The sequence below is a fragment of the Georgenia sp. SYP-B2076 genome (assembly GCF_003991205.1).
GTDB lineage: Bacteria > Actinomycetota > Actinomycetes > Actinomycetales > Actinomycetaceae > Georgenia.
Genome location: NZ_RXOZ01000022.1, coordinates 295,253 through 309,987, shown reverse-complemented (window position 1 = coordinate 309,987; position 14,735 = coordinate 295,253). Strand labels below are relative to the sequence as shown.

The window sequence follows — 14,735 nt, the reverse complement described above, 5'->3', positions numbered from 1 at the left end:
GTGACGGTGCTACTTGGGCAGGTCGCCCGTGCCGGCCTGGGTCGGCGTGGTGCCCTGGGTGGGGGCGGCGTCACCGGCGGCGGCGGCGATGGACTCCTTCGCGGCGGCGGCGACGGCCTCGGCGGTGATCCCGAACTTCTCGTAGATCACCTTGTAGTCCGCGGAGGCGCCGTAGTGCTCGAGGGAGACGGAGCGGCCGGCGTCGCCGACCAGGTGGCGCCAGCTCATCGCGAGGCCGGCCTCGACCGAGACGCGGGCACGGACGGCGGCGGGCAGGACCTGCTCGCGGTACGCCTCGTCCTGCTCGGCGAACCACTCCTGGCTCGGCACCGAGACGACGCGCGCCTTGATGCCCTCGGCGGCGAGCTGCTCGCGGGCCGCCAGGGCAAGCTGCACCTCGGAGCCGGTGCCCATGAGGATGACGTCGGGCGAGCCGCCGTCGGCCTCGGCCAGGACGTAGGCGCCCTTCAGGGTGCCCTCGGCGCCGGCGAGCGTGTCGCCGGTCGCCTCGCCGTCACCGCGGGCCGGGTTCGGCACGTCCTGACGGGTCAGGATGATGCCGGCGGGCCGGTCGATGCGCTCGAGGATGCCGCGCCAGGCGTAGGCCGTCTCGGCGCCGTCGGCGGGGCGGACGACGTCGAGGCCCGGGATGGCCCGCAGCGCCGTGAGGTGCTCCACGGGCTGGTGGGTGGGGCCGTCCTCGCCGAGGCCGATCGAGTCGTGGGTCCACACGAAGGTGGACGGGATGCCCATGAGGGCGGCCAGGCGCACCGCGGGGCGCATGTAGTCGGAGAACGTGAGGAACGTCCCGCCGTAGGGGCGGGTCAGGCCGTGCAGCGTGATGCCGTTGAGGATCGCGCCCATCGCGTGCTCCCGGACGCCGAAGTGCAGCGTCCGGCCGTAGGGGTTGCCCGGGAACATCTTGGTCGAGCGCTCCACGGGGAGGAAGGACGGCTCGCCCTTCATCGTGGTGTTGTTGGAGCCGGCGAGGTCGGCGGAGCCGCCCCACAGCTCGGGCAGGACCGGGGCGAGCGCGTTGAGCACCGTGCCGGAGGCCGCGCGGGTGGACACGGCCTTGCCTCCCTCGAACGTGGGCAGCTTCTCGGCCCAGCCCTCGGGCAGGTCGTGGGCGCGGAGGCGCTCCAGCAGCTCGGCAGCCTCGGGGTTGGCCGTGCGCCACGCCGCGAAGGCGGCGTCCCAGGTCTCGTGGGCCGCCTGGGCGCGTGCGGCGACGTTGCCCCGGGTGTGGGCGATGACGTCGTCGGCGACGTCGAAGGCCTTCTCCGGGTCGAACCCGAGGACCTCCTTGACGGCCTTGACCTCGTCGGCGCCGAGCGCGGAGCCGTGGATGGCGCCGGTGTTCTGCTTGTTCGGGGCCGGCCAGCCGATGATGGTGCGCAGCGAGATGATCGAGGGCCGGCCCGTCTCGGCCTTGGCGGCCTCGATGGCGGCGTAGAGGCCCGCGACGTCCTCGGAGTACTCGGTGCCGCCGTGGGTGAAGTCCACGCTCTGCGTGTGCCAGCCGTAGGCGGCGTAGCGGGCGAGGACGTCCTCGGTGAACGCGATGTTCGTGTCGTCCTCGATGGAGATGTGGTTGTCGTCGTAGATGACGACGAGGTTGCCGAGCTGCTGCGTGCCGGCCAGGGAGGAGGCCTCGGAGCTCACGCCCTCCTCGAGGTCGCCGTCGGAGGCGATGACGAAGATGTGGTGGTCGAAGGGGCTGGCGCCCGGGGCGGCCTCGGGGTCGAGCAGGCCGCGCTCGCGGCGGGCGGCCATGGCCATGCCGACGGCGGAGGACAGGCCCTGGCCGAGCGGCCCGGTGGTCATCTCGACGCCCTTGGTGTGGCGGAACTCGGGGTGGCCCGGGGTCTTCGAGCCCCAGGTGCGCAGCGCCTCCAGGTCCTCCAGCTCGAGGCCGATCCCGGCCAGGTACAGCTGGATGTACTGGGTGAGGGAGGAGTGGCCCGCGGAGAGGACGAAGCGGTCCCGGCCCAGCCAGCCCTCGTCTGCCGGGTCGAGGTGCATGACCTTCTGGTAGAGGAGGTAGGCGGCCGGGGCGAGCGACATCGCGGTGCCCGGGTGTCCGTTGCCGACCTTCTGCACGGCGTCGGCGGCGAGCACGCGCACGGTGTCCACCGCGCGCTGGTCGAGCTCGGACCACTCCAGGGCCGTAACCTGGTTGGTCGTGGCGGGCGATGCGTTCACAAGTCCTCGTTTCCGTCCCGGGTGCCCCCGGGTCTGCTCGGAGAAGGTGCCAGGATCGCGGCGCTCCGGCCGCGGCACCTCGGTGGTTGGTCCAGTCCGACCTTACCGCCGGGGGGTCCCTTCGGACCCGGCGGGTTCGGCGGCGAGACTCGCCGTGGACGGCGTTGTCAAGGTTCCGGAGGTTCCGGACCAGGGCGCACCGTCCACGTACGATGGAAGAACCGAGTGCCGAGCAATATTCCGTTGCCGGTTCACCTGTGACGCGCCTCATGCGCGTCCGCAGCAGATGGGGAGCAGAGGTCCGCGTGCACAGTGCTCAGCCAGCCGCCAGCCGGCCCGTCCACGACCCCGCGGCGCACGTCGCGGTCGTGGGCGCTGAGGCGCCGGGGCGTGATGCGCTCCCGCCGGCGTCGGTCGCGGGGCCCCTGCACCCGACCGGGACCGCCCGTCCGACCCGCTCGAGGTTCTGGGCGTACGTCGCCCTGACGAAGCCCCGGATCATCGAGCTCCTGCTCGTGACCACGATCCCGACGATGATCCTCGCGGCCGGCGGCTGGCCGGGCACCGGGCTGGTGCTCCTCGCGCTGGTCGGCGGGGCGTTCGCGGCCGGCTCGGCGAACGCGTTCAACATGTACCTGGACCGGGACATCGACCGGCTCATGAACCGGACGAAGCAGCGCCCGCTCGTCACGGGCGAGCTCACCGGGCGGCAGGCCCTCGTCTTCGCCACGGTGCTCGGCGCCGTGTCCATCCTGTGGTTCGCGGTGCTGGTCAACGCGGTCTCGGCGCTCCTGACCCTGGCGGCGATCCTGCTGTACGTCGTCTTCTACACGATGGTGCTCAAGCGGCGCACCTCGCAGAACATCGTCTGGGGCGGGGCGGCGGGCTGCATGCCGGTGCTCATCGGCTGGTCGGCGGTGACCGGCTCGCTGGACTGGGCCGCGCTGGTGCTGTTCGCGATCATCTTCTTCTGGACGCCGCCGCACTACTGGCCGCTGTCGATGAAGTTCAAGAAGGACTACGCCAAGGCCGGCGTCCCGATGCTGCCGGTGGTCTCCAGCGACGTGGTGGTGGCCCGGAACATCCTGGCGTACGCGGTCGTCATGATCGCCGTGACCTTCGCGCTCGTCCCGGTCGCCTCCATGGGCTGGCTCTACACGGCGGCCGCGGCGGCCGCCGGGGCGTGGTTCCTGTACTCCTGCGTCCAGCTCTACCGCCGGGCCCTGCACCCGGGGCGCGGCAAGCTCGCGGCGATGAAGGTCTTCCACGGCTCGATCACCTACCTCACCGTGGTGTTCGTCGCGGTGGCCGTCGACCCGTTCCTGCCCTTCTAGGCCCAGCGGCGGATGGCGGCAACCACGGCGCTGGGGCGTGCGCTGGGGGAGTACCTCGCGCACCTCGCCGTCGAGCGCGGGATGAGCGAGCACACGGTCGCGGCGTACCGCCGGGACCTCGAGCGGTACTGCGGCTATCTCGAGGCGTGCGGCGTGACCGGCCTGGACGAGGTCCGCGAGAGCCACGTCGTCGCCTACGTCGAGACCATCCGCACGGGCGCGGACGGGCGCAGCGCGCTCGCGGCCTCCTCGGCGGGCAGGGCCGTCACCGCCGTGCGCGGCTGGCACCGGTTCGCCCTCGGGGAGGGGACGGCGACGGCGGACCCCACCGCGGACGTGCGCCCGCCGGTGTCCTCGAAGCGGCTGCCCAAGGCCATCAGCGTCGAGGAGGTCGAGCGGCTCCTCGAGGCGGCCTCGCTCGGCGGCGGGGCCACCGCGCTGCGGGACCGGGCCCTGCTCGAGGTCCTCTACGGCACCGGGGCCCGCATCAGCGAGGCCGTCGGGCTGACGATCGACGACCTCGAGCTCAACGGCGAGGTCGCCGCCGCCCACCTGTTCGGCAAGGGCCGGAAGGAGCGTGTCGTGCCCGTCGGGCGCTACGCCGTCGAGGCGATCGAGGCGTACCTGGTGCGCGGCCGGCCCGAGCTGGCTGCCGCCGGGCGGGGGACGCCGGCGGTGTTCCTCAACACCCGCGGCAACCCGCTGAGCCGGCAGAGCGCGTGGGCGGTGCTCCAGCAGGCGGCCGCCCGGGCCGGGCAGGACCAGCACATCTCCCCGCACACGCTGCGGCACTCCTTCGCGACGCACCTGCTCGCCGGCGGGGCCGACGTGCGCGTGGTCCAGGAGCTCCTCGGGCACGCATCGGTGACGACCACCCAGATCTACACCCAGGTCACCGTCCAGACGATGCGCGAGGTCTACGCGGCCGCGCACCCCCGCGCCCTGGGCTGACCCCTGAGGTGGTGAGAGGTCAAGTACTAACCCGCAAGTCCCCCCCGCAGCCGGTGAGAGGTCAAGTACTGACAGGGACGGCGCGGAGGGCGACGGCGGACCAGGGGCGCCGTCGGGCGGGCAGCGGCCGGTACACGGCACCGGTTCGCACCGCCGTCGGCCGCCTGGCCAAAGCCCGGTCACCACACGCGGCGGGCCGGGACGCCGGAGATTCCGAGCGCCTCGATGATCGTTGCCTCGACGACCGGACGCCGGCCGAGGACATCCCCGACGTGGAACGCGTAGGTCGTCCAGCCCCACCGGCGCTCGATGTCCGTCCGGCGCGCCTGGTCGTGCCGCGCCTGCTCCGTCGTCGTGCGATGGAACTTTTCGCCGTCGAACTCCAGCGCGACCTTCCGGTCGCGGTAACCCATGTCAAGCCGGTAGATCTCACGACCGGTCTCGTCCCGGAGACGGATCTGGAGGTCCGGCATCGGCAGGCGTGACTCGTGGATGCGCAGCCGCGTCCACGACTCGCCGGGCAGCTCGGTGCGGGCGTCGGCGAGGGCGAGCATCGCCCGGGCGCGCGCGATCCACCGTTGACCCGGCATCGCGGAGATCCGGTCGGTGACCTCGTCGAGGGTGATCAACCGTTGGTGGCTGAACATGTCGAGGGCGGCGAGGCCCATGTACCGTTCCGTGTACCGCGCGAGATCCAGCGCGGTGCGGGCCGGTGACGTCACGCGCAGGCCCGAGACCGTGACGACGTCCCCCGGCGGCAGGTCCGCGACGTATCCGACCACGTCGGGCCGCCGGACCCGGTTGAGCAGCATGTCCGTGCTGCTGACGACCTCCAACGCGGGTGGCTCGCGGAAGCGCCCGGGCGGCCGGATGTCGACGCCGTGCAGCCAGGCGGCGGACTCCCGCGCCAGCGCCGCCCCCTCGGGGACGAGCAGGCCAACCGCGCGGACCAGCGCATCCGCGTCGGTGGCCAGGTCGGCGGGGGAGTAGATGCCGCGGAAGGGGCGGACGAGGCCGCCCGCGCGGGTGAGTGCGGTGAGCTCGCGCGGGGTGACGCCGGCGCCCAGCGCGCGAGCGAGCGTGAAGGGCTCGTCTGTCGGGAGGCGCGTCATGGACGCAGGGTTCCGCGGCGAACCGCCGTGCCGCGCGGGGAGCCCGTCCGTCTGTGGAACGCGAGGCGTCGGCCGGCGCTGTGGACGGCACGAGGAGCGCGGGCCGTGCGAAGCCGGCCGGTCAGGACTTGACCGGTCGCCAACATGCGGGCCCGGCGATAGCCGCGCCGTTAGAACTTGACCGGTCACCAACATCACCAACATCACCAACATCACCAACATTGCGGGGGCGACGCGCGCCGGGCGGTGTTGGGACGGCCGCGGCGCGTCGACTAGCGTGGCGGGGTGAGCATCGAGCAACCAGGAATGATTCCGACGATCGTCGTGGGTGCGAGCCCCGACGGCGCGGTGGACGACTTCCCGGTCCCCGCGCCGCTCGACACCCACGGACCCGCGCGCGTCATCGCGATGGCCAACCAGAAGGGTGGCGTGGGCAAGACCACCTCCACCATCAACCTCGGCGCGGCGCTGGCGGAGTACGGCCGCCGGGTGCTCATCGTGGACTTCGACCCGCAGGGCGCCGCCTCGGCCGGCCTGGGCATCAACGGCCACGAGCTCGACCGCACCATCTACAGCCTGCTCATGGAGCCGCGCTCGGACGTGCGCGAGATCATCGAGCACACCGCCGTCGAGGGCCTCGACCTGGTGCCGGCGAACATCGACCTCTCGGCGGCGGAGGTCCAGCTCGTCAACGAGGTGGCCCGCGAGCAGGCGCTGACCCGGGTGCTGCGGCCGGTGATGGACGACTACGACGTCGTCCTCATCGACTGCCAGCCCTCGCTCGGCCTGCTCACCGTCAACGCGCTGACCGCGGCCCACGGCGTGCTCATCCCGCTGGAGGCGGAGTTCTTCGCCCTGCGCGGGGTCGCCCTGCTCGTCGAGACGATCGAGAAGGTCCAGGACCGGCTCAACCCGCGCCTGCGCATCGACGGCATCCTCGCGACCATGGTGGACCTGCGCACGCTGCACTCCCGCGAGGTCATCGACCGGGTGCGCGAGGCGTTCGGCGAGAAGGTCTACACCACGATGATCTCCCGCACGGTGAAGTTCCCCGACGCCTCCGTGGCCACCGAGCCGATCACCACCTACGCACCCACCCACCCCGGTGCGGAGGCCTACCGGCGCCTGGCGCGCGAGCTCATCTCCCGTGGCGATGCCGCCTGACACAGCGCCGACGGCGCAGCTCCTCGCCCCCCGGGCGGAGGAGCCTGAACCACCCTCCGCGGCACCGTCACCGCACGCGCCGCCCGCACCCGAGCGGCAAGCACCCGAGCCGCCCGCACCGGCCGGCGCCCGCGTCGCCACGTTCGAGCTGACCCTGGAGAACTTCACCGGACCGTTCGACCTGCTCCTCTCCCTCATCGCCAAGCACCGCCTGGACATCACCGAGGTGGCCCTGGCCGAGGTCACGGACGAGTTCATCGCCCACCTCTCCGCCCAGAGCGAGTGGGACCTGTCCCAGGCGAGCGAGTTCCTCGTCATCGCCGCCACCCTCCTCGACCTCAAGGCAGCCCGCCTCCTGCCGCGCGGCACCGTGGAGGACGACGACGATCTCGAGCTCCTCGAGGCCCGCGACCTGCTCTTCGCCAGGCTGCTCCAGTACCGCGCCTTCAAGGAGGTCGCCGAGCATCTCGGCGCCGAGTGGACCGCGAACGCGAGGTCCTTCCCCCGCAGCGTGCCGCTCGAGCCGCACCTGGCCGCCCTCCTGCCCGAGCTCGTCCTGCAGGTCGGCCCGCAGGAGATCGCCCGCCTCGCCGCCGGCGCCTTCGCGCCCAGGCCCGGCGCGCCCCAGGTGGAGATCACCCACATGCACGACCCCGTCGTGCCCGTGCGCGAGCAGGCCGCGCTCCTCGTCGAGCGCCTCCGCCTGCACCGCAGGGCCACCTTCGCCACCCTGACGGCGGACGCCGGCTCGACCGCCGTCGTCGTCGCGCGGTTCCTCGCCCTCCTGGAGCTCTTCCGTGAGCGGGCCGTCACCTTCGAGCAGGCCGAGGCGCTGGGGGAGCTGACCATCCTGTGGTCGGGCACCGAGGACGGCGAGGTCGTGGTCGACGCGGAGTACGACGGCGAGGAGCCCGCCAAGACCGGAGGCAGTGTTGAGTAGGACACGTTTCTCGCCGACAGGCGGCTCCCCGGCGGGGGTCACGCTGCCCGAGGAGGCCCCCGCGGACGACGTCCTGGCGGACGGGCTCCTCAGGGACGGCGCCGGCCCCACGGGCGACGCCGCGTCCGCCGTCACCCGACTCCTGCGCGACGGCGACGCCCCCCTGCCCGGGGACGGCGCCCACCTGCGCGGCGACGACGCCCCCTCTTCCGACGTCGGCCCGTCCCCGGAGCACTTGGCGGCGCTCGAGGCCGTCCTCATGGTCGTCGACGAGCCCGTCCCGGCGACGCAGCTCGCCGGGGTGCTGGACCTGTCGATGGCCCAGGTCAGCGCCCTGCTGGAGGAGCTGGCCGCCGACTACCGCGGGGAGCGGCAGGGACGGCGCCGGGGCTTCGAGCTGCGCGAGGTCGGGGGCGGCTGGCGCGTGTACTCGGCGCCCGCCCACGCCGACGTCGTTGGGCGCTTCGTCATCGACGGGCAGACGGCCCGCCTGACGCAGGCCTCCCTGGAGACCCTCGCCGTCATCGCCTACCGCCAGCCCGTGGCGCGCGGGCGCATCGCGGCCATCCGCGGCGTCAACGTCGACGGCGTGGTGCGCACCCTGCTCGCGCGGGGCCTGGTCGAGGAGGCGGGGCGCGACGCCGACGGCGGACCGATGCTCTACCGCACGACCGCATACTTCTTGGAGAGGATGGGGCTGGGATCCCTGGCGGACCTGCCGCCCCTCGCCCCCTTCCTACCCGACCTGGACATGCTGGACGACGGAGAGCTGTGATGAACGAGAACGGCAAGGACAGAGACGTGCACGTGCCCGGAGGGGTGCGGCTGCAGAAGGTGCTCGCCAGCGCGGGCCTCGGCTCGCGACGCGCCTGCGAGGACATCATCTCCACCGGGCGGGTGACCGTGGACGGGCAGGTGGTGCGCGAGCTGGGCGTGCGCGTCGACCCCGCCACCGCCGTCATCCACGTGGACGGCATGCGCGTCCAGCTCGACGACTCCATGGTGACCGTGGCCCTGAACAAGCCCGCGGGCGTGGTCTCCACGATGGACGACCCGGACGGCCGGCCCAGCCTGGCGCAGTACGTCGCCGACCGCCCCGAGCGGCTCTTCCACGTCGGTCGCCTCGACGCCGAGACCGAGGGCCTGCTCCTGCTGACCAACGACGGCGAGCTCGCGCACCGCCTCACGCACCCCTCCTACGAGGTGCTCAAGACCTACCTGGCCACGGTCGAGGGCCGCGTGCCCCGCGGGATGGCGCAGCAGCTCAAGAAGGGCATCGAGCTCGAGGACGGCCCCGTCCAGGTGCACTCCTTCACCGTCAAGGAGACGGCGCCCGACCAGACGCTCGTCGAGATCGTCCTGCACGAGGGCCGCAACCACATCGTGCGGCGGCTCTTCGAGGAGGTCGGCTTCCCGGTCACCCGCCTCGTCCGCACGCGCATCGGCCCGATCGTGCTGGGCAACCTGCGCCCGGGCCGCACCCGCGTGATCTCCGGCACGGAGCTGGGCACGCTCATGCGCGACGTCGGGATGTGATCCTGGTCGCGCCGTGCCGGGCGTGACGGCGCGACGCCGGAGGTCGGCCCGGTCACCCGGCCGGGCGGCCCGGCGCGGTCGGCCGCCGGACCCGGCACGCGGTGGCGGTACCCTCCTCGGGTGCCCCAAAACCCCGCGTCCGCCGTCCCCGTCGCGACCACGGGCCCGGTGCGGGTCGTCGGCACGGGCCTGCTGGGCGCGAGCCTCGGCCTGGCGCTGACCGCCGTCGGGGTGCCCGTCCAGCTCGAGGACGCCTCCCCGGGCTCCCTCGCCCTGGCCCGCGACATCGGCGCCGGCCGGCCGGCCGCCCCGGGGGACCCGGAGCCCACGCTCGTCGTGGTCGCCACCCCGCCCGACGTCGCGGGGCCCGTCGTCCTCGCGGCGCTGCGGGCGCACCCGGGCGCCGTCGTCACCGACGTCGCGTCGGTCAAGGCCCGCGTGGCGGAGCACGTCGAGAGCCGCGGCGGCGACGACGTCGCCCGCTACGTCGGCTCCCACCCCATGGCGGGCCGCGAGCGGTCCGGCGCCGCAGCCGCCGACGCGGACCTCTTCGCCGGCCGCCCCTGGGTCATCGTGCCCGGGCCGCGCTCGCGGCCCGACGCCGTCCTGGCGGTGCGGACCCTGGCCGTGGACGTCGGCGCGGCACCCGTGACGCTCGGCGCCCAGGAGCACGACGACGCCGTCGCCCTGGTCTCCCACCTGCCGCAGCTGGCCGCCTCGATGGTGGCCGCGCGCCTGAGCGAGGCCCCCGAGGCCGCCCTGGGCCTGGCCGGCCAGGGCCTGCGCGACGTCACCCGCATCGCCGCGTCCGACCCGCAGCTGTGGGCCACGATCCTGACCGGGAACGCCGGGCCGGTCGCCCGCGCCCTGCGCGCACTCGGCGAGGACGTCGCCACGGCCCTGGCGGCGCTGGACCGCGCGGCCGCCGACGGTCCCGGGGCCGAGGGCTCCACGGGGCCGCTCGCCCGCGTCATCGCCGCCGGCAACACGGGGGTGGCGCGCATCCCCGGCAAGCACGGCGGGGCGCCGCGCCGCTACGGCGAGGTCACCATCCTGGTGCCCGACGAGCCCGGCGAGCTGGGCCGGCTGTTCGGCGAGGTGGGGGAGGTGGGCGTGAACATCGAGGACCTCCATCTCGAGCACTCGGCCGGCCAGCGGGTGGGCCTCGCGACCCTCTCGGTGTTGCCGGCCGCCGTCGCCGTGCTGGAGACCGAGCTGGGCCGGCGCGGCTGGCACGTGGTGGCGGGATGAGACTCATGGACCTTAACGAGGAGAACACGGTGGAGCAGGCACGGCAGGGCGGGCACGGGATCGTGGTCGCGATCGACGGCCCGTCGGGCACCGGGAAGTCCACCGTCTCCAAGCGCGTGGCCGCCGAGCTTGGCCTGGCCTACCTCGACACCGGCGCGATGTACCGCGCCGCCACGTGGTGGTGCCGGCGCAGCGGCGTCGACCTCGACGACGCCGCCGGCGTGGCGGCCGCCGTGCGGGCCATGCCGCTGGACATGGTCACCGACCCCGCCGGGCCCCGCGTGGTCTGCGACGGCGTCGACATCACCGCCGCGATCCGCGACGCGGACCTCACCGCCGTCGTCTCCAAGGTCGCCACGAACCTCGAGGTGCGTGCCGAGCTGTGCCGCCGCCAGCGCGCCGTGATCACGGCCGAGGCCACCGGGGCGCCCGGCAGCCGGGCTGGCGGGCGCGGCATCGTGGCCGAGGGCCGGGACATCACGACCGTCGTCGCCCCCGACGCCGACGTCCGGATCCTCCTGACCGCCGACGAGCAGGCCCGCCTGGCCCGCCGCGCGCGGGAGCGGCACGGCAGCGTGGACGCCGCCACCATCGCGGCCACCCGCGACGAGGTGGTCCGCCGCGACGCCGACGACTCCACCGTCTCCGCGTTCATGACCGCCGCGGACGGCGTCATCACCGTGGACACCTCGACCTTCGAGGTCGAGGACTCCTATCGTGCGGTGCTCGGCCTCGTCCTCGCGGCGGGTCGCTGATGGCAGCCACCCGGGGCCAGCGGGTGCGCCCGCAGGACATCTACCGCTGGGGGCCGACGTGGTCGCGCCGCGTGGGGTGGTTCCTCGACCACGTGTACTGGAACACCCGGGTGCACGGCGCCGGGAACGTGCCCGCCACCGGGCCCGTGATCATCGCCTCCAACCACACCGGCGTGGTCGACGGGCCGGTGCTCCACGGGGCGCTGCCGCGCGGCTCGCACATCCTGGTCAAGCAGGAGTTCTTCGACGCCAGGATCGGCTTCCTCATGACCTGGTCCGGCCAGATCCCCGTGGACCGCACCTCCGGCCGCGCCGCGCTGGCCGTCGGCAAGGCGCTGCTCGACGAGGGCCGCGTGGTCGGGATCTTCCCCGAGGGCACCCGCGGGCGCGGCGACATCAGCTCGGTGCGCGCGGGCGTGGCCTGGCTCGCCGTCCAGTCCGGCGCGCCCGTGGTCCCGGCCGCGTGCCTGGGCACCCGGCGCACGGGGGACCGGCGCGGCCACGTCCCGGCGCCCCGGGCCCGGCTCGACGTGGTCTTCGGCGAGCCCATCCGCCTGGGCCCGCCCGCCGCGAGCGGCCGGGAGACCATGAACCGGGCGATGGAGACGATCACCGCGGGCCTGGCCGCCCACGTGGACCGCGCCATCGCGCTGACGGGGGTGCCGCTGCCGGACGACTCCGGCCTCCCTGTTCGTCCGTTCCGCGACGACAAGGGAGAATGAGCCTTATGAGCACCGAACCCACCCGCGCGCGCGCCGAGACACCCCCGGCCCAGGCCGGGCCCGCCGAGCCCCTGCACGCCGCAACCACCTCGCCCGACGACTCCGCGCCGGCGACCGACCCGCGCACCCCCGAGGAGCGCGCGGCGGCCGAGGCCGAGGAGAACCGCCGCGCCGAGGCGCTGCGCGCCGGCCTGGCCGAGTACGTGCTCGACGAGGAGGACCTCGCAGACCTGGCCGAGGAGGGCGGCGAGGGCCCGGCCGGGCGCCACCACGCCGGGCTGCCCGTGCTCGCCGTCGTCGGGCGCCCGAACGTGGGCAAGTCCACCCTCGTCAACCGCATCCTGGGCCGCCGCGAGGCCGTCGTCCAGGACACCCCCGGCGTCACCCGCGACCGCGTGAGCTACCCGGCCGAGTGGGGCGGGCGCCGCTTCACCGTCGTGGACACCGGCGGCTGGGAGGTCGACGTCGCCGGCATCGACGCGCGCGTCGCCGAGCAGGCCGAGGTGGCCATCAGCCTCGCGGACGCCGTGATGTTCGTCGTCGACGCCGTCGTCGGCCCCACCGACACCGACGAGCAGGTGGTCCGGCTGCTGCGCCGCTCCGGCAAGCCCGTCATCCTCGCGGCGAACAAGGTCGACTCGGCGGTGCAGGAGGCCGACGCCGCGATGCTGTGGTCGCTCGGCCTGGGTGAGCCGTACCCCGTCTCCGCCGTGCACGGCCGCGGCTCGGGCGACCTGCTGGACGCCGCCATGAAGATCCTGCCCGAGGTCTCCGCCGTCGCCGGCAAGATCCCCGAGGGCGGCCCGCGGCGCGTCGCCCTGGTGGGCCGGCCCAACGTCGGCAAGTCCTCGCTGCTCAACGCCCTCGCGGGCGCCGAGCGCGTCGTGGTCCACGAGACCGCCGGCACCACCCGCGACCCCGTCGACGAGCTCATCATGCTCGGCGACCGGCCGTGGTGGTTCGTCGACACTGCGGGCATCCGCCGCCGCGTGCACCAGACCTCCGGCGCGGACTTCTACGCCTCGCTGCGCACCCAGGCCGCGCTTGAGAAGGCCGAGGTCGCGGTCGTGCTGATCGACGCCTCCATGCCGATGACGGAGCAGGACACGCGCGTGATCCAGCAGGTCATCGACTCCGGCCGCGCGCTCGTGGTGGCCTACAACAAGTGGGACCTCATGGACGAGGACCGCCGCCCGTTCCTCGAGCGCGAGATCGAGCTGGACCTCGTCCAGATCCAGTGGGCGCCGCGGATCAACGTCTCGGCGAAGACGGGCTGGCACACCAACCGCCTGGTCAAGGCGCTGGAGACCTCGCTGGAGTCGTGGGACAAGCGCATCCCCACCGGCCGGCTCAACGCGTTCCTCGGCGAGCTCACCGCCGCCCACCCGCACCCGGTGCGCGGCGGCAAGCAGCCCCGGATCCTGTTCGCGACCCAGCCGTCCACCCGGCCCCCGCGGTTCGTGATCTTCGCGAGCGGGTTCATCGAGGCCGGGTACCGCCGGTTCATCGAGAACCGCCTGCGGGAGGCGTTCGGCTTCGAGGGCAGCCCGATCGAGATCAGTGTCCGGGTGCGGGAGAAGCGCCGCCGCTGATGGGTGCGCCACCGGGCCGGGGCTCGGCCAGCCGGGGTGCCGCCGACCAGACGGCGGCGCCCGGGTCAGTGGGCGCGCCTGGCCCGACGGCGGCGCCCGGTCCGACGGCGGCGCCCGCCCCGCGGCCGCCGCGGCTCCTGCGCTGGGGGCTGCCCCGCGACCCGGAGGGCACCGGGCACGTCACCGGCTTCGTCGTCACCGCGCTGCTGACGGTCGTGGTCACCCGCGGCTACCTGCAGCTGACCGGGTTCCCACAGATCGGCGGCGGCGTGTTGCACGTGGCCCACGTGCTCTGGGGCGGCCTCATGATGGCGGTGGCGATGGTGCTGCTGCTCTCCTTCGCCGGGCCGGTGATCCGGCCGATCGCCGCGTTCGTCGGCGGCATCGGCTTCGGGCTCTTCATCGACGAGGTGGGCAAGTTCCTCACCCGGGACAACGACTACTTCTTCACCCCGGCGCCGATGATCATGTACGTGACCCTCGTGCTGGTCATGATCGCCGCCGACACGCTGCACGGCCGCCGCGCCCATCACCCCACCGAGTACCTCGCCGGGGCCGCCGACCACGCCGTGGCCGGGCTCGCCGGGGGGCTGAGCAAGCGCCGGCGGGCCATCGCCGTCGACCTCCTCGCCCAGGGGCGCGCCGCGCCCGGCGGCGCGGAGACCGAGGCGCTCCTCGCCGCGATCGCCCCGGACGAGGAGGAGATCCTCGACCCCCTCGACGTCGCGCGCCGGCGCGTGGGGCGCGCCATGGGTGCCGTGGCGGCCCGGTGGGCGACGGCGACGACCGGCGTGCTGCTCGCGGTCCTGGTGGTCGCCGCCCCCGCCACGCTCGCACTCTCTCGCGCCCAGGGGGACCGCACCCCGGGCTGGGCCGGCTGGGGGGCGCTCGCGGCGACGGCGCTGACCATCGCCGTGGCCGGGCGCGGTCTCGTGCTGGTGCGCCGCGACCGACCCCGTGCGTTCCAGTGGCTCCGCGGCGCGTTCCTAGTCAACCTCTTGCTCACCGAGGTGGCGCTCTTCCGCGTCGAGCCCTGGCTGGCGACGGCGGGGCTGTGCGTCGCCGTCGTGGGGCTCGGGGTGGTCGTGGCGGAGCGGCACCGGCTCCAGAGGCTGGGCGATGCGGTGGCGGCGCCGACGGCGTAGGCACCGCCGTCGGGGTGCGCGCCGCCGT

Annotated in this window: 13 protein-coding genes; 11 read left to right on the top strand and 2 right to left on the bottom strand. The window is 74.2% G+C overall.

Annotation, left to right across the window (positions count from 1 at the left end):
* Positions 1–9 precede the first annotated feature (9 nt).
* The gene (gene tkt, locus EJK16_RS10745; protein ID WP_127129119.1) at positions 10–2,205 is read right to left on the bottom strand and encodes a transketolase; all 2,196 of its coding nucleotides are present in this window, start codon (positions 2,203–2,205) and stop codon (positions 10–12) included.
* A gap of 425 nt (positions 2,206–2,630) precedes the next feature.
* Between tkt and EJK16_RS10740 the strand changes: the two genes are divergently transcribed.
* Together EJK16_RS10740 and xerD are read left to right on the top strand one after the other, a co-directional pair.
* Positions 2,631–3,539 (top strand): heme o synthase, encoded by a 909-nt coding sequence (locus tag EJK16_RS10740; RefSeq protein ID WP_240645959.1) that lies wholly within the window; start codon positions 2,631–2,633, stop codon positions 3,537–3,539.
* A gap of 12 nt (positions 3,540–3,551) precedes the next feature.
* A complete protein-coding gene (gene xerD / locus EJK16_RS10735; protein WP_127129115.1) occupies positions 3,552–4,490 on the top strand; it encodes a site-specific tyrosine recombinase XerD in 939 nt (312 codons plus the stop codon).
* A 179-nt stretch (positions 4,491–4,669) separates the two neighbouring features.
* Here the strand turns inward: xerD and EJK16_RS10730 are convergent, their stop codons facing one another.
* On the bottom strand, positions 4,670–5,602 hold the full coding sequence (locus EJK16_RS10730; RefSeq protein WP_164737298.1) for a type IV toxin-antitoxin system AbiEi family antitoxin: 933 nt from the start codon (positions 5,600–5,602) through the stop codon (positions 4,670–4,672).
* 306 nt (positions 5,603–5,908) lie between these two features.
* Here EJK16_RS10730 and EJK16_RS10725 point away from each other — a divergent pair, with 306 nt between their 5' ends.
* The 9 genes from EJK16_RS10725 (at position 5,909) to EJK16_RS10685 (ending at position 14,707) form a co-directional block, all read left to right on the top strand.
* A complete protein-coding gene (locus EJK16_RS10725; protein WP_127129316.1) occupies positions 5,909–6,766 on the top strand; it encodes a ParA family protein in 858 nt (285 codons plus the stop codon).
* Positions 6,756–7,706 carry a ScpA family protein gene (locus EJK16_RS10720; RefSeq protein WP_127129111.1) on the top strand — a complete coding sequence of 317 codons (951 nt, stop codon included), beginning with the start codon at positions 6,756–6,758 and terminating at the stop codon, positions 7,704–7,706. Before EJK16_RS10725 ends, EJK16_RS10720 begins: the two co-directional genes overlap by 11 nt.
* A 184-nt stretch (positions 7,707–7,890) precedes the next feature.
* A complete protein-coding gene (gene scpB, locus EJK16_RS10715) occupies positions 7,891–8,481 on the top strand; it encodes an SMC-Scp complex subunit ScpB (RefSeq protein ID WP_240645955.1) in 591 nt (196 codons plus the stop codon).
* Positions 8,481–9,242 carry a pseudouridine synthase gene (locus tag EJK16_RS10710; RefSeq protein ID WP_127129109.1) on the top strand — a complete coding sequence of 254 codons (762 nt, stop codon included), beginning with the start codon at positions 8,481–8,483 and terminating at the stop codon, positions 9,240–9,242. Before scpB ends, EJK16_RS10710 begins: the two co-directional genes overlap by 1 nt.
* Positions 9,243–9,362: 120 nt before the next feature.
* The gene (locus EJK16_RS10705; protein ID WP_127129107.1) at positions 9,363–10,493 is read left to right on the top strand and encodes a prephenate dehydrogenase; all 1,131 of its coding nucleotides are present in this window, start codon (positions 9,363–9,365) and stop codon (positions 10,491–10,493) included.
* Positions 10,494–10,498: 5 nt separating this feature from the next.
* Positions 10,499–11,248 carry a (d)CMP kinase gene (gene cmk, locus EJK16_RS10700; RefSeq protein ID WP_127129105.1) on the top strand — a complete coding sequence of 250 codons (750 nt, stop codon included), beginning with the start codon at positions 10,499–10,501 and terminating at the stop codon, positions 11,246–11,248.
* On the top strand, positions 11,248–11,970 hold the full coding sequence (locus EJK16_RS10695; RefSeq protein WP_127129103.1) for a 1-acyl-sn-glycerol-3-phosphate acyltransferase: 723 nt from the start codon (positions 11,248–11,250) through the stop codon (positions 11,968–11,970). The genes cmk and EJK16_RS10695 overlap by 1 nt, the downstream gene beginning before the upstream one ends.
* 5 nt (positions 11,971–11,975) lie before the next feature.
* The gene (gene der, locus EJK16_RS10690; protein WP_127129101.1) at positions 11,976–13,562 is read left to right on the top strand and encodes a ribosome biogenesis GTPase Der; all 1,587 of its coding nucleotides are present in this window, start codon (positions 11,976–11,978) and stop codon (positions 13,560–13,562) included.
* Positions 13,562–14,707 carry a hypothetical protein gene (locus tag EJK16_RS10685; RefSeq protein ID WP_127129099.1) on the top strand — a complete coding sequence of 382 codons (1,146 nt, stop codon included), beginning with the start codon at positions 13,562–13,564 and terminating at the stop codon, positions 14,705–14,707. The genes der and EJK16_RS10685 overlap by 1 nt, the downstream gene beginning before the upstream one ends.
* The last annotated feature ends 28 nt before the right edge of the window (positions 14,708–14,735 follow it).

Excerpts from the sequence above, each read along its gene's own strand:
- EJK16_RS10685 (WP_127129099.1), top strand. The coding sequence starts at position 13,562 with ATGGGTGCGCCACCGGGCCGGGGCTCGGCCAGCCGGGGTGCCGCCGAC.
- EJK16_RS10695 (WP_127129103.1), top strand. The coding sequence starts at position 11,248 with ATGGCAGCCACCCGGGGCCAGCGGGTGCGCCCGCAGGACATCTACCGC.
- EJK16_RS10730 (WP_164737298.1), bottom strand. The coding sequence starts at position 5,602 with ATGACGCGCCTCCCGACAGACGAGCCCTTCACGCTCGCTCGCGCGCTG.
- cmk (WP_127129105.1), top strand. The coding sequence starts at position 10,499 with ATGGACCTTAACGAGGAGAACACGGTGGAGCAGGCACGGCAGGGCGGG.
- der (WP_127129101.1), top strand. The coding sequence starts at position 11,976 with ATGAGCACCGAACCCACCCGCGCGCGCGCCGAGACACCCCCGGCCCAG.
- EJK16_RS10725 (WP_127129316.1), top strand. The coding sequence starts at position 5,909 with ATGATTCCGACGATCGTCGTGGGTGCGAGCCCCGACGGCGCGGTGGAC.
- xerD (WP_127129115.1), top strand. The coding sequence starts at position 3,552 with ATGGCGGCAACCACGGCGCTGGGGCGTGCGCTGGGGGAGTACCTCGCG.
- EJK16_RS10720 (WP_127129111.1), top strand. The coding sequence starts at position 6,756 with ATGCCGCCTGACACAGCGCCGACGGCGCAGCTCCTCGCCCCCCGGGCG.
- EJK16_RS10710 (WP_127129109.1), top strand. The coding sequence starts at position 8,481 with ATGAACGAGAACGGCAAGGACAGAGACGTGCACGTGCCCGGAGGGGTG.